The organism is Bacteroides sp. AN502(2024), from assembly GCF_041227145.1.
Lineage (GTDB): Bacteria > Bacteroidota > Bacteroidia > Bacteroidales > Bacteroidaceae > Bacteroides.
The window spans coordinates 1369463-1393674 of the sequence record NZ_JBGFSP010000003.1; the positions used below are offsets into that span (position 1 = coordinate 1369463).

General features: G+C 40.5%; 12 protein-coding genes. 7 read left to right on the forward strand and 5 right to left on the reverse strand.

Annotated elements, in window-relative coordinates; all coding sequences use genetic code 11:
• Positions 1 to 107 precede the first annotated feature (107 nt).
• The 5 genes from AB9N12_RS05385 (at position 108) to AB9N12_RS05405 (ending at position 10105) form a co-directional block, all read left to right on the forward strand.
• Entirely contained in the window at positions 108 to 3425 is a 3318-nt protein-coding gene (locus AB9N12_RS05385; RefSeq protein ID WP_369890339.1) for a TonB-dependent receptor, read from the forward strand.
• A 29-nt stretch (positions 3426 to 3454) separates the two neighbouring features.
• Positions 3455 to 5476 (forward strand): RagB/SusD family nutrient uptake outer membrane protein, encoded by a 2022-nt coding sequence (locus AB9N12_RS05390; protein WP_369890342.1) that lies wholly within the window; start codon positions 3455 to 3457, stop codon positions 5474 to 5476.
• Positions 5477 to 5620: 144 nt separating this feature from the next.
• Positions 5621 to 8029 (forward strand): M60 family metallopeptidase, encoded by a 2409-nt coding sequence (locus AB9N12_RS05395; RefSeq protein WP_369890345.1) that lies wholly within the window; start codon positions 5621 to 5623, stop codon positions 8027 to 8029.
• Positions 8030 to 8069: 40 nt separating this feature from the next.
• A complete protein-coding gene (locus AB9N12_RS05400; protein WP_369890346.1) occupies positions 8070 to 9194 on the forward strand; it encodes a discoidin domain-containing protein in 1125 nt (374 codons plus the stop codon).
• Between the two features lie 104 nt (positions 9195 to 9298).
• A complete protein-coding gene (locus AB9N12_RS05405) occupies positions 9299 to 10105 on the forward strand; it encodes a DUF1565 domain-containing protein (protein WP_369890349.1) in 807 nt (268 codons plus the stop codon).
• A gap of 141 nt (positions 10106 to 10246) precedes the next feature.
• Here the strand turns inward: AB9N12_RS05405 and AB9N12_RS05410 are convergent, their stop codons facing one another.
• Together AB9N12_RS05410 and AB9N12_RS05415 are read right to left on the reverse strand one after the other, a co-directional pair.
• Positions 10247 to 14290 carry a two-component regulator propeller domain-containing protein gene (locus AB9N12_RS05410; RefSeq protein WP_369890351.1) on the reverse strand — a complete coding sequence of 1348 codons (4044 nt, stop codon included), beginning with the start codon at positions 14288 to 14290 and terminating at the stop codon, positions 10247 to 10249.
• Positions 14291 to 14368: 78 nt separating this feature from the next.
• Positions 14369 to 16912, reverse strand: a complete 2544-nt coding sequence (locus AB9N12_RS05415; protein ID WP_369890353.1) for an outer membrane beta-barrel family protein — start codon at positions 16910 to 16912, stop codon at positions 14369 to 14371.
• A gap of 613 nt (positions 16913 to 17525) precedes the next feature.
• On the opposite strand from AB9N12_RS05415, the gene AB9N12_RS05420 reads away from it, so the two are divergent.
• Together AB9N12_RS05420 and AB9N12_RS05425 are read left to right on the forward strand one after the other, a co-directional pair.
• Positions 17526 to 19829, forward strand: coding sequence for a RecQ family ATP-dependent DNA helicase (locus AB9N12_RS05420; protein WP_369890355.1), 2304 nt, complete (start codon positions 17526 to 17528; stop codon positions 19827 to 19829).
• Entirely contained in the window at positions 19826 to 20938 is a 1113-nt protein-coding gene (locus tag AB9N12_RS05425) for a DNA-processing protein DprA (RefSeq protein ID WP_369890357.1), read from the forward strand. Before AB9N12_RS05420 ends, AB9N12_RS05425 begins: the two co-directional genes overlap by 4 nt.
• A gap of 386 nt (positions 20939 to 21324) precedes the next feature.
• On the opposite strand, the gene AB9N12_RS05430 is transcribed toward AB9N12_RS05425, so the two are convergent.
• From AB9N12_RS05430 to AB9N12_RS05440, 3 genes are all read right to left on the reverse strand, one after another.
• A complete protein-coding gene (locus AB9N12_RS05430) occupies positions 21325 to 22476 on the reverse strand; it encodes an IS4 family transposase (protein ID WP_369888970.1) in 1152 nt (383 codons plus the stop codon).
• 453 nt (positions 22477 to 22929) lie between these two features.
• Positions 22930 to 23772, reverse strand: coding sequence for an IS3 family transposase (locus tag AB9N12_RS05435; RefSeq protein WP_369889013.1), 843 nt, complete (start codon positions 23770 to 23772; stop codon positions 22930 to 22932).
• 35 nt (positions 23773 to 23807) lie between these two features.
• Complete coding sequence (locus tag AB9N12_RS05440; RefSeq protein ID WP_369889012.1) at positions 23808 to 24185, reverse strand: hypothetical protein; 378 nt, start codon at positions 24183 to 24185, stop codon at positions 23808 to 23810.
• Positions 24186 to 24212 lie beyond the last annotated feature (27 nt).

Consider the following 24212-nt stretch of genomic DNA (forward strand, 5'->3'; position numbering starts at 1 on the left):
AATTATTTTTTTTAATTGCTGTATGCCTCTTTTCTATTGGGCTATTCGCTCAAAGCGGTACGGAAAAGATTAGCATATCGTTCAGTAAAATACCTTTAAAAGAGGCCATGACAAAAGTAGAAAAGGCTTCGGGATATTTATTCTCTTACGATGCGACTGAAATAAACACAGAGCAACCGGTCAGTTTGAACTGTAAGAACGAAGAAATACGTCTGGCACTTCGTAAAATGTTCGGACCGACTGCTATCACATTCAAATTTCAGAACCGTAAAATTGTGTTGTCGCTTTCTTCTAACGAAGTTTCAACATCTAAGAAAGGAGCGCTCAAAACCGTTACCGGTGTTGTTTCCGATGCAACCGGAGAACCTGTTATCGGAGCCACAGTAATAGTGAAAGGCACTGTCAACGGTGTATTGACCGATATGGATGGTAAATATACCATTAAGGCAAGAGAAGGTGAAGTGTTGGAATTCCGCTATATTGGCTATAACAGTGTTGAGCAGAAAGTGAAGGATAAAAGCGTTATCAACATAGCCATGGCAGAATCAAATGTAAACTTGGACGATGTGGTCGTTATCGGTTATGGTTCACAGAAGAAGGAAAGTGTCGTATCTTCTGTCAACACGATGAAGCCTGCGGAGATTGCCATCCCGACACGCAGCTTGTCAAATACGATTGCCGGTCAGGTGGCAGGTGTGATTGCTATCCAGCGTTCCGGAGAACCGGGAAATGATGATGCTGATTTCTGGATTCGCGGTCAAAGCTCATACGCCGGTGGTACAAGTCCTTTGGTGCTGGTGGACGGTGTTCCCCGTAGTATGAACGATCTTGATACGGACGAAATAGAGACGTTCACTGTTTTGAAAGATGCTGCCGCCACTGCTGTATACGGTTCGGAAGGAGCCAACGGTGTAGTTTTGATAACTACCAAACGTGGTCGCGCGCAAAAAACGATTATCAGTTTCAATGCACAATACAGTATTGCTACTCCTACCCGTATGCCGGAGTTGATGAACTCTTGGGATTACCTGTCAATGTGGAATGAAGCATCTTGGAATGATGCGGGCAATCCTGATTGGGACACCTATTTGCAAAACAATGCCCCATACAGTGCAGAAGCGTTGGCTATGTATCGGGACGGTGTTGATCCGGATTTATACCCGAATTCTATCTGGACAGATCTGTTATCCAACAATACACAGAATCAGCGCTATACGATTAATCTGCGAGGAGGTTCGGAGAAAACAAAATTCTTTGTATCAGGAGCTTACTACAAGGAAAACGGTATGTTCAAATCGAACCCCTTGGACGATTACAATGCCAATATCGGTCTGCAACGTTATAATTTACGTTCCAATGTAGATATGGATATCACTCCGACAACCAAACTTTCCGTGGATATGAGTGGGCAATATAGAACTCAGAATAATCCAGGAAACACTTCTGATCAGATATTCAAGCATATCATACTTTTCCCAACTCATCTGGTTCCTTTTGTCTGGTCAGATGGCACCGCATCTATTTGTGATACGGATGCAGACGGACGTTATAATCCATACAACCTACTGAACTACTCCGGTTATTCCAAGAAGTGGTCTGTAGCTATGCAAACCAAGGCAACCTTGAAGCAAAAACTTGATTTCATTACCAAAGGATTGTCTGTTCAAGGTAGTATCAGTTTTGATGCCGATTTCAGTTCTACCTTAAAACGTTCGATGGAACCGGATAAATATACGGTTACAGGTCGGGATGAGAATGGAGCACTTATTAAAAAGTTAAAAACAGAGGGAAGCCCGCTCGGAGAAGCTACCGCCAGCCAAAGCCGCGGAACGAAAAAGATATACATTGAAGCACAATTGAACTATGAGCGCACTTTCAATAAGAAACATGCGGTTACGGGAACTTTTGTATATAATCAGAAGGAAACTCAATACCAAGGATCTAGAAACTCTAATGGAACACAAGATGTGGGAGGCTTGCAGCTATTGCCTTACCGCAAGCAGAATATTGTGCTGCGTGGAACTTACGCTTATGACAATCGATATGTACTGGAAGCCAGTTTTGGTGCGACCGGTAGTGAGAACTTTGCTCCCGGTAACCGCTGGGGTATTTTCCCGGCAGTAGGTGCTGCTTGGAATGTACATGCCGAGAAATTTATGCAAAAGGAGAATATCATGAATATTCTGAGTAAGTTGCGTTTAAGAGCTTCTTATGGTCTTACGGGTAACGATAATACGGGATCTTCCCGCTTTGTATATAGGGAATTATTGACAAATAGTGGAACACAAAACTTGGGTTTAAGCGCCGGTACAGGTGGAAAGGCCGTGAATGGTATAGGACGTATTTATGAAAACACTTTTGCTGCTCCGTATCTTAGCTGGGAGAAGGAAAAGAAAACCAATTTCGGTATCGATTTAGGTTTATTCCGAGGACGTGTGGATATTACAGCCGATTATTTCAGTAATCGCCGTGAAAATATCCTGATTTCGAGAGTCACTATTCCTACTGCTACCGGTTTCCGTGTAAATCCTTGGCAGAACTTCGGTATTACAACGAATAAAGGTTTTGATGCAAGTGTTACCATCAAACACAATATTGGCAAAGACTGGACCCTTTCGGCCAGAGGTAACATAACCTACGCAGTCAATAAGATTGTTGAAAAAGATGAAATTCCTCAAGCGTATCCGTGGCTTGCTCAAACCGGCACATCTATCGGAACCAATAAGATATATGTTGCGGATGGTCTGTTTACCAATCAGGATTTTATTATCACCCAAAGAAATGACGGAAGTTACAATTATAAATTGAAAGATGGAATCGCATCTTATTCTGCTGACGTAAAACCGGGTGATATCAGATACAAAGATTTGAATAATGATGGGCGTATCACTGACGACGATCAGACTTATTATAGCGGTATTTATCCGAATAACCCGCAGATCGTTTACGGCTTTGGGGTGAATGTACAATATAAAGGTATCTATGCCGGAGCCTTCTTCCAGGGAGTAGGTAGAGCGTCTACCAACCTGAAAGCCAATACGGATTACTTTGTCCCATTTGCCAAAGGAAAAGACCAATCTTCCGCACGTATACAAGCTACCGACCATTGGAGTGCAAGCAACCCCAACAACACGGACGTGTTGTATCCCCGTTTGCATACCAATAATTATAGCAACAATACTTTGAATAGTACATGGTGGTATCGTGATGCCAGCTTCCTTCGTCTGAAGAATGTTGAATTAGGATATCAGTTTGACAAGAAACTGGTACAAAAATGGAAAATGCAGAATCTTCGCATATATGTACAGGGAAGCAATCTTGCCGTATGGGATCATATTAAGATGTGGGATCCGGAAATTGGAAACAGTGGTGCAAGATACCCGATTAATGCGACTTGGACATTTGGTCTTGACGTAACTTTTTAACCATTAATCAATTATAAGAACAATTAATTATGAATATTATAAAAACAGTATGTACGGCAGCGGCTTTTTCATTGGTCGGCATGTTGGCCTCTTGTTCTGATTATTTGGATGTTTCTAAGGAACTTGCCAGAAATCTGGATAAGGAAGAGGTGTTCTCAAAAGCTAAATATATCAAACAGTGGTATGCAGAAATTTACCAAACCTGTCCCAATTATTCGGAAACAGGATATGATGTTCAGAATAGCAACGGTACCGTTAATGCGCAAGCTATCTATTCCGGAGAATTGGTTTGTGCGCATCCCAACGTATTGAAATTCGGGCAAAATACGTATACTCCCAATTCGACAACTCATAATCGTTGGTGGAATTGTTACAAGCAGATTCGTCAGGCAATGATATTCTTAGAGATGGCTCCGGAGAGTATTGGTGATCCGATAGATGTTGAAGGATATATTTCAGCAGAAGAAATGCGCCGTTACAAAGCAGATGTTACTTACCTGCTCGCATATAACTATTTCTTGTTATTTGAGCTTTATGGTCCTACACCTATTATCACAGAGGTTGCCGACCCGTCTAATGAAAATGTTGATTATGAACGTGCTTCTGTTGATGAGATGGTAGGGCATATCGACCAGTTGCTGGCGTCTGTAATAGACGGTGAATATAGAGATGATCTGCCTGAAACCCTAAAGACAGGTACGGCTGAAGATTTTACTCATGACAACAGCGCATATAATCTTCAGGAGATCCTGCGTCCTACAAAAGCTGCCGCTTTGGCGTTGCGTGCCCGTTTATGGGTATATGCCGCTTCCCCGTTATTCAATGGTGGCTATAAAGAAGCATTGAGCTTAACAAACAAGGATGGAAAGCGGCTTTTCCCTGATAAGGATGATGAAAAATGGAAAACAGCGAAAAGACATCTGGAAGCTCTGTTGAGTTTTGCCGATGCACATGGCATGCATTTGTATTACTCTGAGGATAAAGATCCTAATACGTCCATCTATGAACTGTTCCAATACTATAACGATGAGATTCTTTGGGCAAACGGAAACAATGACTATAACAATGCTCTTGGCGGATACAAGATGGAAGACCGTACGACTCCCGGTGATATTCCCGGCGGAATGGGAAACGTCGGTTTCTATCAGAATATCATCGATTTGTTCTTCACGGATAAAGGATTGGATATCAGTGAAGACCCGGATTATAACGAGAATGGATTTAAAGACTGGGTAAATGTTTGCAATGAGAAGGGACATAAAGACAAGCACATTTTTAACATGTATGTAAATCGGGAACCTCGTTTTTATGCCGATGTCACGTATGAAGGCAAAAGTTGGCACATACAGAGAAGTGGATACCCGGATTGGGGAGCATACTTCAGTAAAGGTGGAGCAGGATATAAAGACCAGACAATGCATGCAAGAGCCGGTTATTTGCTGTATAAGTTCAACAATCGTACACTTATGAAAGAGGGCTCAAAGCCGACCACTTGGGGACGTCCTTGGATTTATTTCCGGTTGGCAGACTTCTATTTATATTATGCGGAAGTATGTAATGAAATTAACGAGAATGATCCGAATATTATCAAATATCTGGATTTGGTGCGTGAGCGTGCAGGTATTCCCGGTTATAGAACGCTGGCAGCAGAGGGGAAAAAGAATATTATTGGAAACCAAGATTTGCAGCGCGAAGCTATCTATCGTGAACGCATTATTGAGATGCTGGGAGAAGGAAACTATTACTTCGATATGCACAGATGGATGCGTGCAGGATGGTCACAGGATGAAACGACCGGTGAATGGATTAAAGATTGTGAAGACAAGCTGTTGATACGTTATGGTATGGATATCAGTAAGCCGGCTGTAAAAAAATTCAATAGTGCTAAAAATACAGCTAGCGAGTTTAGTGATGCGATCGGTACCGGTTCATATTACAATCGGATTGTTGTCGACAGATATCCGTGGTCAAAGGCTATGTTGTTGTATCCTATACCTTACAATGAAATGCAGAAGAGTGAGTTGACGGTTCAAAATCCGTTATGGAATTAATCGTTTGATAACCGGACAGACAAAGGTGAAGACAGACTTCCCTGGTATCGGCTTCACCTTTGTTTTATTCACTTATCTAAGATTGTATTACTGTAAACATACTCTGATAATAAAAAAGTCGATGTTAAATAACTGAATAAGGTCATGCAAAACACAGAAATACATATCATAAAAGACCGATGGCACAAGCTGCAGGTAGTTCTTTTATCTCTACTGTGCCTCTACCCAATCTACGCGTGTAGTGATGATGGTGCAGATCCTGCTATTCCGGATGACTGGATTACCATATCTGCCGAATCTGTAAGTTTTCCTTATGAAGGAGGTAGTGAAAGCCGGGAATTTGTACTGGGGCAAGGAGTCGATGTGAATCAAATAGCAGTTAAATTAACTAATAAGAGAGATGATTGGTTATCTGCTAGTATTGAGAATGGAAGAATGACAATTGTATGCGAACGTTCTTTTACAGAGCGAGTAAGAACCTCTGTATTGACTTTGGTATACGATGATAGTCATACGTGCAACATCTCAATTTCGCAAGAAGCAGCTCCCAATTCGGCAGACAAATTAATAAAAGTGATTGGAGGTGAGGCTACTTCTGAAGAAGTGCAAAGTAAAGATGGAGATGGAAACCCATTGACTTTGAAGATGTCTTATGACGGCAATAAGAAAACTTATTTTAATTCTAAGTTCGGGGCCGTTTCATATCCGTTTGTTATCAAATATGAACTGGAGAAGGGGCACACACTGAATAGTATAGTCTATACTCCTCGCACCGACTCAGGGAATAAATGGGGATCGTTCGACCAATTTAGGGTGGAAGCATCTACATCTGAGAAACCGGATGAATTTATTAAAATAGGCGACTATGCAAGAGGAAACGGAGTGCATACTCCATTTACTATAAAATTGTCGAAACCGGTAAAGAATGTCCGATTTATCCGTTTTATCATCAGTAAAGCTTATGAGAACAGGGTTAGTTGCGCTGAAATAGAGTTTTACGAAGCCAGTGATAATAAATTTGATCCAGCCACTATTTTTGCCGATAATATCGGTATGAAACTGAAAGAAGGGGTCACTGAAAAACAGATAAAGCAAATTCCTAATCAATATTTGAAAGAGCTGGGACTAGCTTTGTTGAATGGCAGCTACGAGTCTTCTTATCGGTTGGCGGATTATCGCCCTTATCAACATCCTGAGATAATGGCTAAGATTAATAAAACTTCGAAATATAGTTTGAGAGACAATCCGACAGGTATTTATGCGAAAGCCAATGAGACGTTGCCGATATTTGTGGGCGATGTTTATGAAGGCGGCAAGATTTCCATGCTGATTCAGGACGTGACCGGTGGGTATAATAACTCAAAAACCTACGACTTATCAGAAGGATACAATGAAATAACAGTAGAGGTAGGTGGCTTGATTTATATCTTGAATCATGCAAATGATGACATTCCGCTTCAACTGGAGAATGCCGACAGTAACCAAAAGAAGGCTATTGAAGCCAAAACGGTGAAAGTGCATTTTGCGATGGGAAAAGTGAATGGTTATTTCGATATCCGGAAGAATAAGGAAAGCGATTGGGCTTCTATTCGTGACAATGCCAAGTATCAGGATATTGATGTATTGGGAAAATATTCACATCTGACTTGGAGTGTTTCTGATTTCAAAAAATACGGAACAGAGATAACGAAGACCATTGAAAATCTGGATCGTCTGGTATATCTGGAAGAAGAATTCATGGGACTTGTCAAATACAAAAAGATGTTCAACAACCGAATGCATTTTTGTATAGACTATAAAACAAGTAGTCCGAATGCTTCAGATTATCGCACGGTGTATAATGACGGTAATTACTATGCAGAACCGTTCTGTGATCCTTCCAAATTCCCAACTCGTTGCTGGGGACCTGCACACGAGGTCGGACATTGTAATCAGACGCGTCCGGGTATCAAATGGTCGGGAATGACAGAGGTGACCAATAATATTATGTCGCTTTTTATACAAACATCATTTGGCAGTCCTTGTAAGTTACAGGTGGACGGATGTACGTTGAAGGATGAGAAGAATCAGGTATTGGGGACATACGACAATATCTATCAAGGAGCTACGGCATTGATAGTGGATGGGAAACGTCCTCATTGTCTTCCCGGTATTTCGAATATCACTCGTGAAACGCAATTGGTGCCGTTCTGGCAACTCAAGCTGTACATGATAGATGCGTTAGGGAAAAAAGACTTTTATCATGATTTATACGAGTATTTCCGTACGCATGAAAGTCCGAGTGACAGAGGTGTAAACCAGGGCATGAATCAATTGGATTTTGTACGTCAGGTATGTGCTCTATCCGGTATAAACATGCTTGATTTCTTTGAAAAATGGGGCTTCTTGTATCCGGTCAAAACAACTTTGAATGACTATGGAAATAAGCCCTTTGAGATTACGAAGGAACAAATTGAAGAATTAAAGGAGGAAATTAACGGAAAGGACTATTTAATGCCTCGCCCGGATGTTCACAAGATTACAGAAAGCAATTGGGGCAATTATAAATGGTAAAATTACAACATGAATAATAATCTATAAAAAATTTAAGAAGATGAAGAACTTAATGCATATATTGACAGTGACTCTATCGTTACTTTTTACAGGGTCTCTATTTGTTGCCTGTGATGATGACGAAAAAACAGTGGTCGTACCGGATAATTGGGTGACTGTAAAGACTGATCCGATGAGTATCTCATACGAAGGAGGAACTTTGTCATTGGACTATGAATTGGCCAATGGACTTGATGAGCGTGTAGTATACGTCATTAGCAGTGAAAATTGGTGCTCCGGTTATATTGAAGATGGCAAGATGCAAATCGATGTAGAACCATCGGAAGATATTGACGGGCGTGCTGCAAAGGTGTTTCTGACTTATGATGCAGGCCATCAGGTAGAATTGGTGGTAAACCAGGAGAAGGCTCCGGTGATACTGGTTACCAGTATTGATAAAAGTGCTGTACCGGAAGGCATAAATCTGGAGGAAACGCTGGACTTGAATACGGTGGTAAAGGTATTGCCGGCTAATGCAAGCTATCAGGACTTGAGATTTACTCTTGCTGAAGGCAGTGAGCAATACGTCAGTCTGTCAGCAGCGGGAGTGGTTACAGGGCGTTCTGTGGGTACGGCACAAATCAATGTAAGCACAACCGATGAGAGCGGTGTGAAAGATGTGATAACATTGAAGGTTAAAGGGGATATCATTTTGAACCGCACTGATTGGACTGTGTCTACTTTTGCAAAATACGCTAATGGGCAGAATTATGTGACAGACAATAATACAGGAAAGCCGGAACATATATTGGATGGTAAGCAAAATACTTATTTATCACTGATTAAACCCGGTAAATCAATGAGCGGTTATGTGGGTACGACAGATCCGAATTTTACTGTTGATATGCAGAAAGAACAAACTTTCAATTATTTCTATTGGCAGCATAGAAAACAGAATGATGGCTTTTTGCAGGTGTTATCTGTAGACATTTATGGAAGTCATGACAATCAAACCTTTGAAAAGATAAATAATGCAGTGGTTAGTATTATCCCGAATTTATATGATATTCAATATTTTGATATACCGGAATCAACCTACCGATATGTGAAAGTACAGTATCGATCATACAGTTCAGGAGGATCATCTGCACAGGTTGCTGAATTTGGTCTTGGACGTAAACTCTAATCCGACAGTTTAGAAATAGGTTCTTATACATGGAGGGCATTTTATAAAGTAGTTGCTTGACAAGCCTCATACTTTGAAGATGTCCTCCTTTTTTTATTTGTGATATGCATAAAAGAAAACAACTCCGCATTCTCCTATCCTTAGCATTTATCATTTGCCAATACTTCACACTATCAGCTCAAACCAACTACTTTGTATCTCCCACAGGAAAAGATTCCGGAGATGGCAGTATACGTTCGCCCTTCAAGAGCATCACGAAAGCACTGGAAAAAGCACGTAGCAATAAGAAAGGGACAATAACGATCTATCTGAGAGAAGGTAAATATATCCTGACTCATCCTTTGATCTTCACCCCGGAAGACGGCGGAGTCCAAAAACAACTCATCCTCCGCTCTTACCCCGATGAAAAAGTAATCCTCAGTAGCGGCATCCGGCTAAAATTAAACTGGCAACCTCATGCAAACGGTATTATGAAAGCCACTCTGCCTCCCCCCTTAGTCATGGACATGCTGCTGGTGAATGGTAATATTCGCCCCATGGCACGTTTTCCGAATTTCGATTCTACTGCCATTCGTCTCAACGGCACTTCGGCAGATGCTACTTCCCCGCAACGAATCAAAAAATGGAAAAATCCTGCCGGAGGCTATCTACATGCAATGCATTCGCACGACTGGGGCGATTTTCATTTTCGAATCACCGGAACGGACAAGCAATCCGGCAAGCTGCAACTGGAAGGAGGCTGGCAGAACAATCGCCTGTACGAAACATCTCCTTTCAGGACATCGAATTCACGCAGACCGTCCGCACCTTTATGGAACCTTATGAACCCCTGCTGCGTTCGGACTGGAGAATATACCGGGGAGGCACCATCATCTTTGATGGAAAAGAAATCAATAATCTGGATGACTTAAAAGAAGCTGTCCGGCAAACAGATTTAAATAAACCATTGGAGATTGTTGTCTTCAGAGAGCAAAAAAGCCAATCATTGATTATTCCCCGAAATACCATCAAAAAGAGAATACAATAGTTATATGTATAACAACCAGCATGAACTACTCGCCTTTTTTACTCCTTACCGCTTGTGGAGCAATACCAAAGAACGCCTTGAAGGATTTACTGAAGTAACGAGGCGAAGAAAATCCTAACCGTATGGAAATTTCCGAAATATTCAACTCCGGATGATTATTCAGTAAAAACATCGCTTCATCTAATTTGACCTTGAGAATAAACTCATTCGGTGTCAATCCTGTCACCTGTTTAAATTGCATATAGAGTTTGCTGCGCCCCATACAGAGTGCAGAAGCAAGCGCCGTCACATCAAAATCCTGATTCTCAAAATTCTCTTTGATAATACTGACACATTTTGCCAACAACTCCTTATCACGTTCATTAACAACCTCCGGCACAGGAGACTCTGTTACGGTTTTACCTGTATAATGAGCCATCAGGCGCTTCTTGTTCCTTATGAGATTATTACAACGGGCCAATAATACCTTCACATTAAACGGCTTCGTTACATAGTCATCTGCACCAAACATTAACCCTTCCACAATATACTCAACAGAGGTCAGAGCCGTTAATAGAATAACTGAAATATGAGAAAGTTCGACATTGGTTTTAATCTTATAACACAACTCTTTTCCTGATATCTCGGGCATCATCACATCGCTTATGATCAAATCCGGTTGTATCTGCCGCGCCATTTCCAACCCCTCACGTCCGTTATGTGCAATATAGACCTGATACATGGGCAGAAACACTTCCTGCAACATCGATAACAACTCTTCATTGTCATCCACCAAAAGAATGACAGGCTTATCCTCATCCTTCGCATCCTCTTGCGCAACCATCTTCTCCTCCTTTCCTTCTACCTCCACCATTTGCTCGAAAGGAAGCACGGGAGCCGCTTCGGAGACAATCACAGATTCCCGCCCTTCCGTAGCAGCGATCTCTTCATCACTAAAATGACGACTGCCTAAAGGAAGGGACAACGTGAACTTGGCACCTTTCCCGACAGCACTTTCCACCTCAATCTTTCCATGATGCATATTCATTATTCCCTTAGCCAACGCCAATCCTATCCCCGTTCCTAACGTAAAAGAAGAGGACGAATTGTCTGTCTGATAAAATCTTTCAAAAATCTTCGAAATATGTTCTACCGGAATGCCGACACCCGTATCACACACCGATACAACTGCTTGAGAAGCAATCTTTCTGACCTCTACCGTTATACTCCCTTTATTGGGTGTGTATTTAAAAGCATTCGACAATAAATTAAAAATCACTTTCTGTAACTGGTTTGAATCAAACCAGACAGCGATTGTGTCCTCCACACTATCAAAACGGTAAGTGATTTCTTTTTTCTGTGCATATTCGTAGAAGCACATATAAATCTGTCGGGTAAAAGCAACCAGATTCTGCTCTTCAACCTTCAGTTTCAGATAGCCTTGCTCCTGCTTACGGAAATCAAGCAACTCGCTAATCAGATTCCGCATGTGCCAGGCATTCTTATAGATGCGAAGAATACGATTATAAACAGTTGTACTTAAATCCATCTGCATCAACACCTCAATCTGACCAAGGATAAGTGTCAACGGGGTGCGGAATTCATGAGATATATTAGTAAAGAAACGTAATTTTGCCTGATTCAGTTCTTCGATCCGCTCTTTTTCCTTCCTTTCAAACTCTAAAGAGGATTTCAAGGCAGCCTGACGGGTTTTAAAACGGGTAAATGCGACCATCAACGCAAGTAAACATAAGAAATAGAAAAGATAGGCCCAAGAAGTCGCATAAAAAGGAGCGGAAACGTGTATATTCAAACAAATTTCCTCATTCGGGTCTTCCTTACCGACCAGCGGACGAGCTTTAAGCGTGTAATCACCGGGAGGTAAGTTCGTATAAGTGATTGTTGTGCCGGAAGTCTGAGTCCATACTTTATCAAAACCCTCCAAACAATACTCAAATACACGATTACGATTATTATTGTAATTAAAGGAGGCAAATTCAACAGTTATATTGTTCTGTTTATAGTTCAGATAAATATCCGATGTTTTTGCCAATATATCAGTCAGAATACCGGACGGGTCATTCGGACAGATCTCGTCATTGAAAATAAACAGTTTATCGAAATTCAACAAATACCTGGAAGGTAGGGCATGTAAAGATTGTCTTTGAAACAAAGCCAAACCATTCGTGCCACTAATAAAAAGAGTTCCATTTTTGTCCAAATATAAAGCAGAGCCCTGGCTATAAGTCTGATCAAACAAATGATAAGTATTTTCTACTTCTCCTTTTTCGCTATTAAAAATAGAAAGTCCCTTTCCATGAAGGATAAACAAACGGCGCTCTTCAACAGATTCGCAAATATAATAACAATAATCACTTGGCAGACATTGATTAAAGGTACTGTAAGACTTAAAAGAGCGCTCTTTTTCCTGATATTCGAATACGCCCGATCCTATCGTGCAAAAGTAAATGTCACCCTTACTATCCTCAAAGATATGAACGACCTTAAATCTCCCTATCGCAGATGGATTATTGGCATCCATCGCATACTCGGTTACTTTAGATGAAGGCAAATCTACGCAAATAACCCCTCCGGTAGCCAAAGCCAGCCACATACGTTGCCGACGATCAATCAGGAATGTTTCAAAAGCGTATTCTTTGCTCACCAGCTTCCGAATGTGCATATCATCAGAGAGTGGTGAGAACTTCTCAGTCACCGGATCCATAAAAACAGGACCGCCTTGCGTCAACAGTGCAAGACCATCCTTATACTCTTGAATATCATTCACAATCTCATGCGGCAAAGACGTAGAATCACCCTTTATGTGATGGATGGTATGTCCTTTATTTGATTTTGTATCCAATATAAACAGCCCGCCGAGGTGAGTACCGACATACAAGCGCCCGTTCTCTTTCCGATAAAATATCGATTTTAAATTATTACTACCCACACTACTCATATCCCCCTCACGATGCTGATAACGAGCAAAAGCTCCGGTAGATGTATTATAATAGTTCAAGCCTCCTCCCTCCGTACAAATCCACAAATTTCCTCTGCTATCCTCTGTCATCTTTCCCACAACAGGAAAACTCAAACAATCTTCCTGCAAGGGCTCGGCATAGTAAAAATGATTGCTAAACTTACTGGGATTAAAGACATTTACACCTCCATAATAAGTTCCTACCCAAATATTGCCTTGCATATCCTTATGAAGAGACAAAACCGAATGATGACTCAATGTATTCGGAGAATCACCATAACGTGTATAATGATCCCACTCGCCCGTTACAGCATCATAACAGTCAAGCCCACGAAAAGTACCTATCCAAATATGGTTGAAATCGTCTTCCAAGACACATCGGATCTGATTATCTGACAATTTATTTTCACTTGAAGAACTCGTATAATGTGTCACTTCCCTATTTGCCGAGATCCTGTACAATCCATTCCAAGTACCCACCCAAATGTTACCGGCTTTGTCGCCCGAAATACATTGACAACCTTTATTAAACGGAACTAAGGTCTTCTGCTGATCCGGATTTTTCCGCGAAACGGCCACCAGATGGTTAGTAGCCACCCATATCCAGTCGTCATCAACATATATCATTCCTCCCGCTCCCAATCCTTCCTGCAATTGAGTGACAAAAGTCAAATCCGAATTCTCCGCCGTATAATAATAGATGCCGGATTTGCAACTCACCCACAAGGTATCATTTTTGCAGAAAAGGTCTCTCACATCATTCCGGCGCAGACAAGTAAACCGTTCCTTGTAGAGTTCAAATTTTATCAAATCATTTCCCGAACGTATATATATCCTCCCGTTCCCGTCTCCACAAAGTTTATTGATTTCATTATTCGTCAAACCATCATTTCCTTGTGAAGGACGGAATATTTTTACGTCCTTACCATTATATCTGTTTAGTCCCTCCGATGTCCCCAGCCACACTGCTCCCAGTTCATCCTGATAGATGGAAAAAATACAAACCTGAGACAATCCATCGGAAACTCCCAGATGTTTAAAATAGTGATTTTTAGCATCTATCATCACAAAACCTAAAATACTCAAGAGAAAGATGATATTTCTTTTCATGCACCACATAATTATATTACTAGCTACAAAAATAGCTAATAATACTGAATTATTATTTCAATACATCGTCTTTTTATATCATTTGTTTCCATCTCCTTCGCCGCCCCCTTTCACATCGTCATTGTCGATACTTCGTGCGGTTTTCTTCACACTGGCTTTCAACTCCCCGAACCGATAGCTGACACTAAAGCCAAAATTCCGGTTCGGGTACTTGTTCGAACTTTTCGAGATAAAGTTCACCCCTTCCGTGTGATTATTGTACGTCCTGTATTTCTCTACGATATTGCTACAATAAATATTCAAAGAAAGCCGTTCTTCTTTCAGGAAAGAGCGGCTCAATCCCAAACTGTAATAATTATATCCTGACCCTCTTCCCTGCAAACTGATACGCGGCGTACTCCCCCCTCCGTTCAAGCTCAAACGAATTTTTCCCGGTAAGGTTTGCTGAATTCCTCCATACGCAGAAGCATTCCACCCATAATTATGCAACTCTTGGGCAGGACTCCGCAAATCACTATAATTTCCACGCCCATTAATATAAATCCTCGTTTTAGGAGAAGCATTCCAGTTCAAATAAAAGTTCAATCCTGTTTCCCGGCTTTTACCAATATTATCATACGTGCTATACAAAGCCCCATAAGGAGCTTTATGACCACCTTCGAATATTTCTCCGCCTCTATCAGCAATCAGGCGGCTGACTCTTTCGATTCCATTGTTATTGAAAGAATGGCGCAAAGAGAGATTGATGTTGAACCTAGCCGTAAAACTGCTGTAGGACAAATCAAACGAATGACTCTTCTCACTCTTCAGGTTCGGGTTTCCCTGATTAATGAACATCGGATTCTGATTATTGAAATAAGGATTCAAGTTCCAAATGCCCGGACGCCAGATACGCATATTATATCCACCGAGGAGGTTCTGCGTCTCACCTAGTTTTATTCCTAAGGAGATGGAAGGAACCAAATCACTGAAATTCGAATAAAAGTTTTCACCCGGACCGACCAGATACTTCACCTCTTGTATGGTTTGCTCATAACGCAATCCCGGTTTAAAAGTAAATCCCTTGTATTTCAGCGTATATCCGGCATAAGCGGAGATGATATGATTCAAATGACGGTACTCGCTGCTACGATTTTCATTATATGCATAGTTGTCATCTGCTCCCTCGGCTTCATAAAATCGATTATCACTGGAGTTACGTCGGAAAATATACTTGGCACCGGTTTCAATCGTATGCAGTTTTCCAATCGGAGTAATATAGTCCACCTGGAAAGTCTGTTCCATCATATTGGTCTTTCCGTCCGAATGGAAATTCTTCAATGACAATTCTTTGATGATATCCTGTTTATTCTCATCAGGCTCGATATCCAGATAAGTATTGTATGAATCATTCGTTTGAGGTTGGGTATTGATTTTATACGAAAGGGTAATCATCCGCTCTTTGTTCTTCCGGGAAGTACGCTGATAGTCTATATTCCCGTTGATAGAATACCATGACCCTTTTCCATGATTATCCGTTCTGTAACGGTACGCAAAATTCCGGCGATCAGCTCCGTGCATAATCGTATTTCCGTCACTGTTATTCTTATCACTATCACCATACATACCGAAAGCCATCGTCAGCAGCCTCAACGTATCAATCTCGTAACTGGCTTCCAAATTGCCATGCTGGAAATTTCCTTTCGACTTGGAGCTACTCTCCGATTCCAGGTTTTTCTCATTCTCCTGACCCGGTTCATAATTTTCGCGGTAACTGTCGGAATAGCTCCTCGGACTATTATTATAATTGTAGTTGTAGTTGACAGAAACAGTCAGCTTGCCCTGTTTCACCATCGCGTAAGTACCGGCACCAACACCATTGTTGTCGGCATTTCCCCTGAAAGTAGCCGTGTAGCCTTCAAATCCGGAACCTATGGTGACAATATTCAGAATACCTCCTACACCTTCCGCATCATATTTAGCTCCCGGAGCAGTAATCACCTCAATATATTTAATTGTGTTTGCCGGCATACTTTTCAGCACTTCCTTCGGGTTATTACTCATCATATTATTGGGCTTTCCATTCACATGTATCTTGAAGCTGCTACTGCCGTTCACCTGTACGTTGTCTTCTCCGTCCACCGTCACCAAAGGCACTTTCCGAAGCATCTCCAATATGCTGTTCGATTTTGAGTCGGGATCATCTTCAATATTATATTCAATCTTATCCACCTCTACCTTTACCAAAGGTTTTTGTGCGACTACCTCCACTCCTTTCAATACGTTATTGGCCTCTGAAGAGACCATCGTACCCAAGTCAACCTCCTTCACAGACGGTTTCAGAGTAAATTCCTTTACTATCGGTGATTTACCAATGGAAGAAATGGTGATTATATAACTGCCCGCAGCCACATTCAGTTTTTCTTGAAACCTACCATTCGCCCCAGTCACTGCCATCTTTACCACTTTATCCGGCGTATTTTTGGGAGTAATCTTAATCGTGGCATACGGTTCTCCTTCCTGTGTTAAAGAGTCAACGAGTACTCCTTTCACAGTATAAGAGAGAGCTGTGGATTTTTGTGCCCACCCCATTGCAGATGCAACAAACACGAACAGCAATAGTAATAACAGTCTGTGTCTCATAACTGGAAATATTTAGTTTATGCTTATTAGATACCGGACATTCAAAAATTCTGCAAGATTAAAAGGCAAAAGTAGTTAGTTTATCAACGTTTACGATTTTTTCGGAGTTAAGAATATGAAACGAATGGATAAAAAATCTTATGACACAGTATATTTCCGGTATATCTCCTGCATATTTAAACATTTCCGCTCAGGGGTATCAATATTCCTTTGCTATGCCCAAATACATTGAGCCAAAGAATAGCATTTGAAGGTCGTTTGAACGGAGCAAGGCTACTGTATATGAACTGATTTTTGGACTGGCATTTGGTGGGAGTGCACAACCACGTGTAGGCATAGGTGGAGGTGGTTCCACATCTAAATTATCGTGGAGAGACAAAGATAAGTATCCCAAGAAACAAACGAACATAAAACGACATTAATAGCCTAAAATCTGTTGATTTTTGAGTCAAAGTCCCTGTTTTTCATTCTTTTATCGCATATTTTTGTCCATTTATGCAAGGATCTGCAATTCTTTTTATACCTTCGTAGTCGGAATTTGACAAATCTTTCAGAGAAAAGTCTGTCTTAATAATTACAACCTTTGACGATAACAGTGGAAGAAAAGGAATTTATGTCTTCAAAAGCTGACGCTTCATCGTATAATAGGCGATCGATAGGCACTGGTGCAACGTGTCAAAGTGCAGGATCATATAAAAACATTAATATGACAAGAAGTGAAGCAGAAATTAAACTAAATAAAATATTTGGCATAGGGCATTTCTATGACGAACAATGGAGGGCGATAGAACGTATACTAAAAGGAGAACGCATTCTCATGATTGAACGAACGGGATTTGGGAAATCATTGTGTTATCAATTTCCTGCAACTCAATTTTCTGGTATTACAGTTGTTTTTTCTCCCTTGATTGCACTTATGCGCGACCAAGTACGTAATCTTAATCAACGAGGCATTCCCGCTGCGTATATTAATTCAGAACAATCACCGGAAGACAATACACATGCCATTCACATGGCATTAAATAATAAAATAAAGATTCTATACATAGCTCCAGAGAGACAAGAGAACAAAGAGTGGTTGGATGCAACAAAAAAAATGGACCTGTCAATGGTCGTTATAGATGAAGCGCATACAATTTCAACTTGGGGGCATGATTTCCGACCTGCCTTTAGAAGAATTATAGAACTCGTAAAACTATTACCAGTATCTCTTCCTGTATTGGCAACCACTGCAACAGCAACCAAAAGAGTACAAAGGGATATAGAAAAACAAATAGGAGGTCATCTTACAACTATAAGGGGCAATCTTATTAGAGAAAATCTTTATTTACAAGTTATAAAGGTTAAATCAGAAGAGGAAAAATTGATTTGGCTTGCTGCGAATCTGAATGACATTTCGGGAACTGGATTAATTTATACAGGTACAAGAGTTGATACTGAGATATATTCCAAATGGCTTCAATATGTAGGAATAAATGCCATCGACTATAATGCAGGCTTTGATGCAGCAACTCGTAAAGATATCGAAAACGGATTGATGAACAACAAGTGGAAATGTGTAGTTTCCACAAATGCTTTAGGCATGGGGATTGACAAGCCAGATATTCGCTTCATTATACATACACAAATACCATCGTCTCCAATTCATTACTACCAAGAAATAGGAAGAGCTGGCAGGGATGGTAAACCTACAAGAATAATATTATTCTACAACGAGAGCAAAGATTCCAGAACGAATTATGCTACAGATTACCAGCTGCCTTTATCATTTATAGAAAACGCACGTCCTTCTGTAAGCAAATATTACAACGTTATAGAATTAGTGAAGGATGAGCCTCTTTCTGAACGGGAAATTTTAAAAAGAGCCAACCTTAAACAAAATCAAATTAGAGTTATTAAGTCCGATTTGATAGATCAAGGTATAATTAAAGATGTATTGTATGGAAAGTCCAAGAAATATGAGTACCAATATAATGCAAAAGAATTAGACACGTCGAATTTTAAGGAATTACGTGAGGCCAAAATAAAAGATTTAGACTCTATGGTAAAGTATGTTTATACCAATGAGCCAAGAATGAAATATTTGTGCGATTTTCTTGATAATGAAGTAAAATGCAATTATTCAAACTGTGACAATACTAATATGCCTCAACTGAGCGTAGAACCGGATTTTAGTTTATTGTCTAAGTTGGAAGAATACAGAGAAACTTATTTCCCCGAATTGGATTTGGCCGTATTCACCTACAAGCCCCAAACTGGATATAGAATGAGGATGCCAAAGCCTAACTATATCGAAATCTATAAAGATAACAATGTTTTTGTTTCTTTTGAAACAGATCGTATTGACCTTGGCATTTTTTCTAAAGAAGATAAAGCCATCGTACATGACATCATTGAAAAGCATGTATGTTCTGCTTCTAAACTCACAAACGGATATGCTGCTTCATATTATGGAGTTTCAAATGTTGGAACAGCGTTACATCGTTCAAAATATGAGAATGGAGGCGATTTCCCCAACTTCTTACTTAAAAAGGTCTTGTCTCTTTTGGGAAAGAAATACAGAGGAATAAAATTTGATATCGTATTATATGTTCCTCCAACACGATCAGGGGACTTGGTAAAGAATTTTGCAGAGAAAATAGCACATACAATAAAAGTACCCATTTCACATGATTTAGTGAAAACAAGACAAACTGACGAACAGAAGATTTTTCAAAATTCATACAGTAAACAAGACAATGTTAAAGATGCCTTTACTATAAAAAACAGTATAGTTAAAGGAAAAACAATCCTTTTAGTTGATGATATATATGATAGTGGGGCTACACTTAAAGAAATAGGAAATACATTAACTAATTGTGGAGCTAAATGGATTGTACCAGTAGTAATAGCAAAGACAGTAGGAGGAGCATTATGACAAATCAAGAATTGACATATTGGGTTACGTTGGCATTAATGCCCAAAATATGGACAAAAAGGAAAAATGAAATTTATGTAAATTGTTTTAATCACAATCCTAAAATTTCCATAATAGAATTGTTTGAGGAACCTTCGTATTGGGATGAATTAGGATTAAATGATTCTGAAAAGGAGCTATTCAAGGCGACTTATAGCCAATTGGCTAATAACTCATTTTTAGTAGAAGATATGTTGTCTCAAGGTTATGACATTATTCCACTACATAGCGATAGCTATCCTGCAATTCTTAAGAAAAATCTTAAGATAGCAGCTCCAACTGTTATTTTCACCAAAGGCAATAAGAATATCTTTAGAGAGCATTCTATAGCTATTGTAGGTTCAAGGAAAGCAGATGAAATATCACTTAAGTTTACGGACAATGTGGCAAAAAAAGCTTCTTCTGAAAACAAAATTGTAGTCAGTGGCTTTGCAAAAGGAGTTGACAAACAGGCTCTTGATTCTGCATTAGAGAATGGTGGCAAAAGCATTATAGTCTTGCCTCAGGGAATAATGACCTTCTCGTCAGGATTTAGACAGTACTATAAGGAAATAACACAGGGACGTGTATTAGTTATGAGCACATTTGCACCGCAGGCACCATGGAGAAAGGAATTAGCTATGGCAAGAAATCCAATTATCTATGGTATGGCATCAGATATCTTTGTTGCCCAAAGTGCAAACAATGGAGGTACTTGGTCTGGAGTTATTGACGGACTGAGAAAAAAAAGGAGTATTTATGTAAGATGTCCAGAAACAAATGAAGCGAATGCTAACTCAGAACTCATAAAAAAAGGATCCATACCTGTAGACATACATGGCGACATATGCAAGTACGTAATGGATGAATTAGAAGAGGACAAACAAGATGAAATCATTAAAGCCAAGATAATATCTATATTGTCAGCTGGACCTGTTTCATTAAAAAATATCCTTTTGAAATTAAAACTTGAATGGAGTGATTATAAAATGAAGAAATATTTGGAAATGCAGCAGGGGATTGAGAAATGCAAGATCAAAAATAGAGTATATTATAGCTTAAAATGTGGTCAAATGTCTCTTTTTGAATAAGCAAGAACAGGATCTATCTTAGCTGTACTCTCAGATTTTATAATGACACCGAGTTCACAAGTAATGTATTGATGTCGCTTCATAAAGTGATGAACTTTGTAAAATCAAACACAAAGGGTAATTTTCCAATGTATATTCGGCAAGCTCTCTCATACATAAAAACGAAAATCCTCTTTCATCCTATCACCGTCTTCCTGAAACGCCCTATTCATCGTATTTACAGAGCGGTGATAGGTTGTTACTAACCTATCACCTCATCTATCACCTATCACCGCCTAATTTTTGAAGGTTATGGACAAAGGCAATATTGTCCTAAATAAATTTTGAGCATGAGCTAACTGACTATACTGTTAAGTATAGCCTCGAGAGTTCAAAATCAATCCCCCCTAATCGTTTTCGATGGTTTCGGGAGGTGGTGTAAATGGTTGATCAAGCCATTTTTGGAGGTCGATTTTGGTAAATGTGTTCAGCCGGAGCGTGACCACAAGGTTAGCCAATGCCCATTTGTATCTTGCGATGTGCTTTAGCCATGTCAGAATCAGCATTGTAGTCATAGCAGTCCATATTTGGGTCTCTACGGCATTGCGGGATGTGCCGATAAAGCTCTTGATGCGTAGCAGTTGCTTGAGGTTGCGAAAGAAGATTTCTATGTTCCACCGAGCCTTGTACAGAGCCGCTATGCTTGATGCTGCCAATGTGAAGTTGTTTGTGAGTAACTCAATTTCAAAACCGTGTTCATCGTTCCATACTGCGATGCGACGTAAACGTTTGGGATATTTGGATTTGGCCGCCGAGAGTTCGAACTCGATTATTTCGTCAATAAGTACATTCTGAGCGTGTTTTTCAGGCAAAGGCAACTCCTCTATGGCTTTGTACCGGATATTGTCTTTATGACGCACTACAAAGAACACGTTGCTGCTGTCCCAATTATTCAGCAATGAGTAGTCACAGTAGCCTCGGTCGGCTACTACAATACTATACGGATGTAACTCAATATCAAAAGCAGCTTTGTTGTCGGTGGTTTTGCCATCGGTGATATTCACGAACTCCGGCAAAAGACTGTCATAGTCCAATAGCGTGTGCATCTTGACCGCCCCCTTGGTGGTAGTGTAATGTGCCCAGTCATATATTGACAGAGTCAATGACACCAATGTGGAGTCGAGCAGTTTTATCGGCATCTTGAAACGGAACTTTCTTCGTTGCCATAGGGCTTGCTGTCCGAAATACTGAAACAACGAGTAGAATATGCCGCGAAAAACCGAACTGTCTCGGTTGGCGTTCTGATATGCTACCGTTGACTTGGATGGTGCACGGTTGATTCCCAAATGATTGAGGTTGCCGGTGGCTGATTTCAGCCCGTTTGAGATATCTCTGACTGAATCACATCCTGAGAATTGGCTGAAAATCATGCTAACAAACTGACTCCATGTATTGTAGCCCTTACAATGCTTGTCTGACCCCGAAGATTTTATGATTTTCCTGATATTTTCTTTCGGGAGATGTGATATTACCTGTGCGAAAAGTGTTATATTTGCCATAGGAAGTAGATGAGTTGGTAGCTTGCTACTAAGGTAGTCATTTTACCTTAGTTCTACTTCCTTTTTATTTGTTCCCCCCAATTTATTTAGGACAATATTGGGACAAAGGGCTAATTTTTGCGATTTGTTTCAAGATGTTTCAATTGCTTGAAACACTTTGTTCCAAGGCGCTGAACACTTTGTTCCAAGGCGCTGAAACACTTTGTTTCAAGGCGCTGAACACTTTGTTTCAAGGCGCTAAACACTTTGTTTTGACTTATACTAGAAATGGTTGTCACTTTTAGAGGCTAGTTACTAAATAAGTTGTCACATTCTGTTATTCATAACTAAAACAGTTGTTAGTTTCTTCCCTTTGCTCCTAAGATAGTTGTCATACGTAAAAACAATGGACAAATCTGAGTGTGCTCGGGCTCTCGGTATCGCAAATATAGTATTTATTTATCATATGGAACCTTATTTTTTCCACAATGATTTTCCCGGCACCTCTCCATGATATACGTCCATGGGTTTTTTCATACCTATGCTCATATGTGGTCGTCCATTATTATAGAAGTCAATCATTCGCGTAATCTGCTCCCGTGCCATCTCTTTATCCCTGAACAGCGACATGCCGTATATCCATTCCGTTTTCAGGATGCCATTCATCCTTTCTGCTACCGCATTGTCCGTCGGGTTGTAATCTTCAGTCATGCTCACACGTATATGATGAGTGACCAGTGTGTCGATATAGGCATCGCAGGCATACTGTACCCCCCGGTCGGAATGGTGGATTGTGCCGCAAAGATTGCCACCTCCAGCCTCATTGATGGCCTGTTCCAGTGCCTGTAGCGTATATTCGGCATGCAAACTGGGAGAGAGCACCCATCCTAAAACGGCATGTGAGTACATGTCCGTTACAAGATGGAGGTAGCATACGCCACCTTCAATCCAGATGTAAGTGATGTCACATACCCAGATATGGTTCGGGTATTGTGCCGTTACCCCCTTGATCAGATTCGGATACTTCTTGTAAAGATGGTGGGAGTCCGTCGTATGCCTGGGTTTCTTCGGGGGCAGCATAAGGCGTTCCGAACGCAGCAGATGAAGGAAGGCATCCCGCCCTCCGGTTATCTCGCTTCCATAAAGGGAGCGGAGCTCATGGTATAATTTCAAACCACCGATGCCCGGAGCCTTTGAGCGGTAGAAGAAGACGGCATCCAAGATGGCTGTTCTGATCTGATGACGCGACAAAAGATTTTTTTTCTTTTTGTAATAGGCCTGGGAAGACATGCCAAACAGTCCGCAAAGGGTTTTCACACTGATGTGAGGAAACTCTTCACGAAGGCCGGTGACTATTTGGCACCATCTTTTTTTAAGATGGAAATCCCTTCTTCTCTTTCTGTGAGTTCAATCAGTCTTTCAAAGGCATGGGAACGAAGTTTTTCAAGTTCCAAAGCCTTTCTCAGACGCAAATTTTCCGCTTCAAGAAGTTCTTCTTTAGATTTTGATTTTGGATTCTTTTTCATTTGAAGATCTGACAGAAGTTCGGGGGACAAAGATAAGGAATCCGAATCAATTGCATAACACTTTTGCCAACGCAGAATATAAGTATGGTTGGGTAAACCCCATTTCTTGGCAGTAGCAAACATTGACAAACCGCTACTGAAGTAATCACGGAGAACTTCCAATTTGAAAGTCTCAGAATAAATCTTACGAGATAATTTAGACATAATTTTTCTTTTTTTATGTCTCTAAAA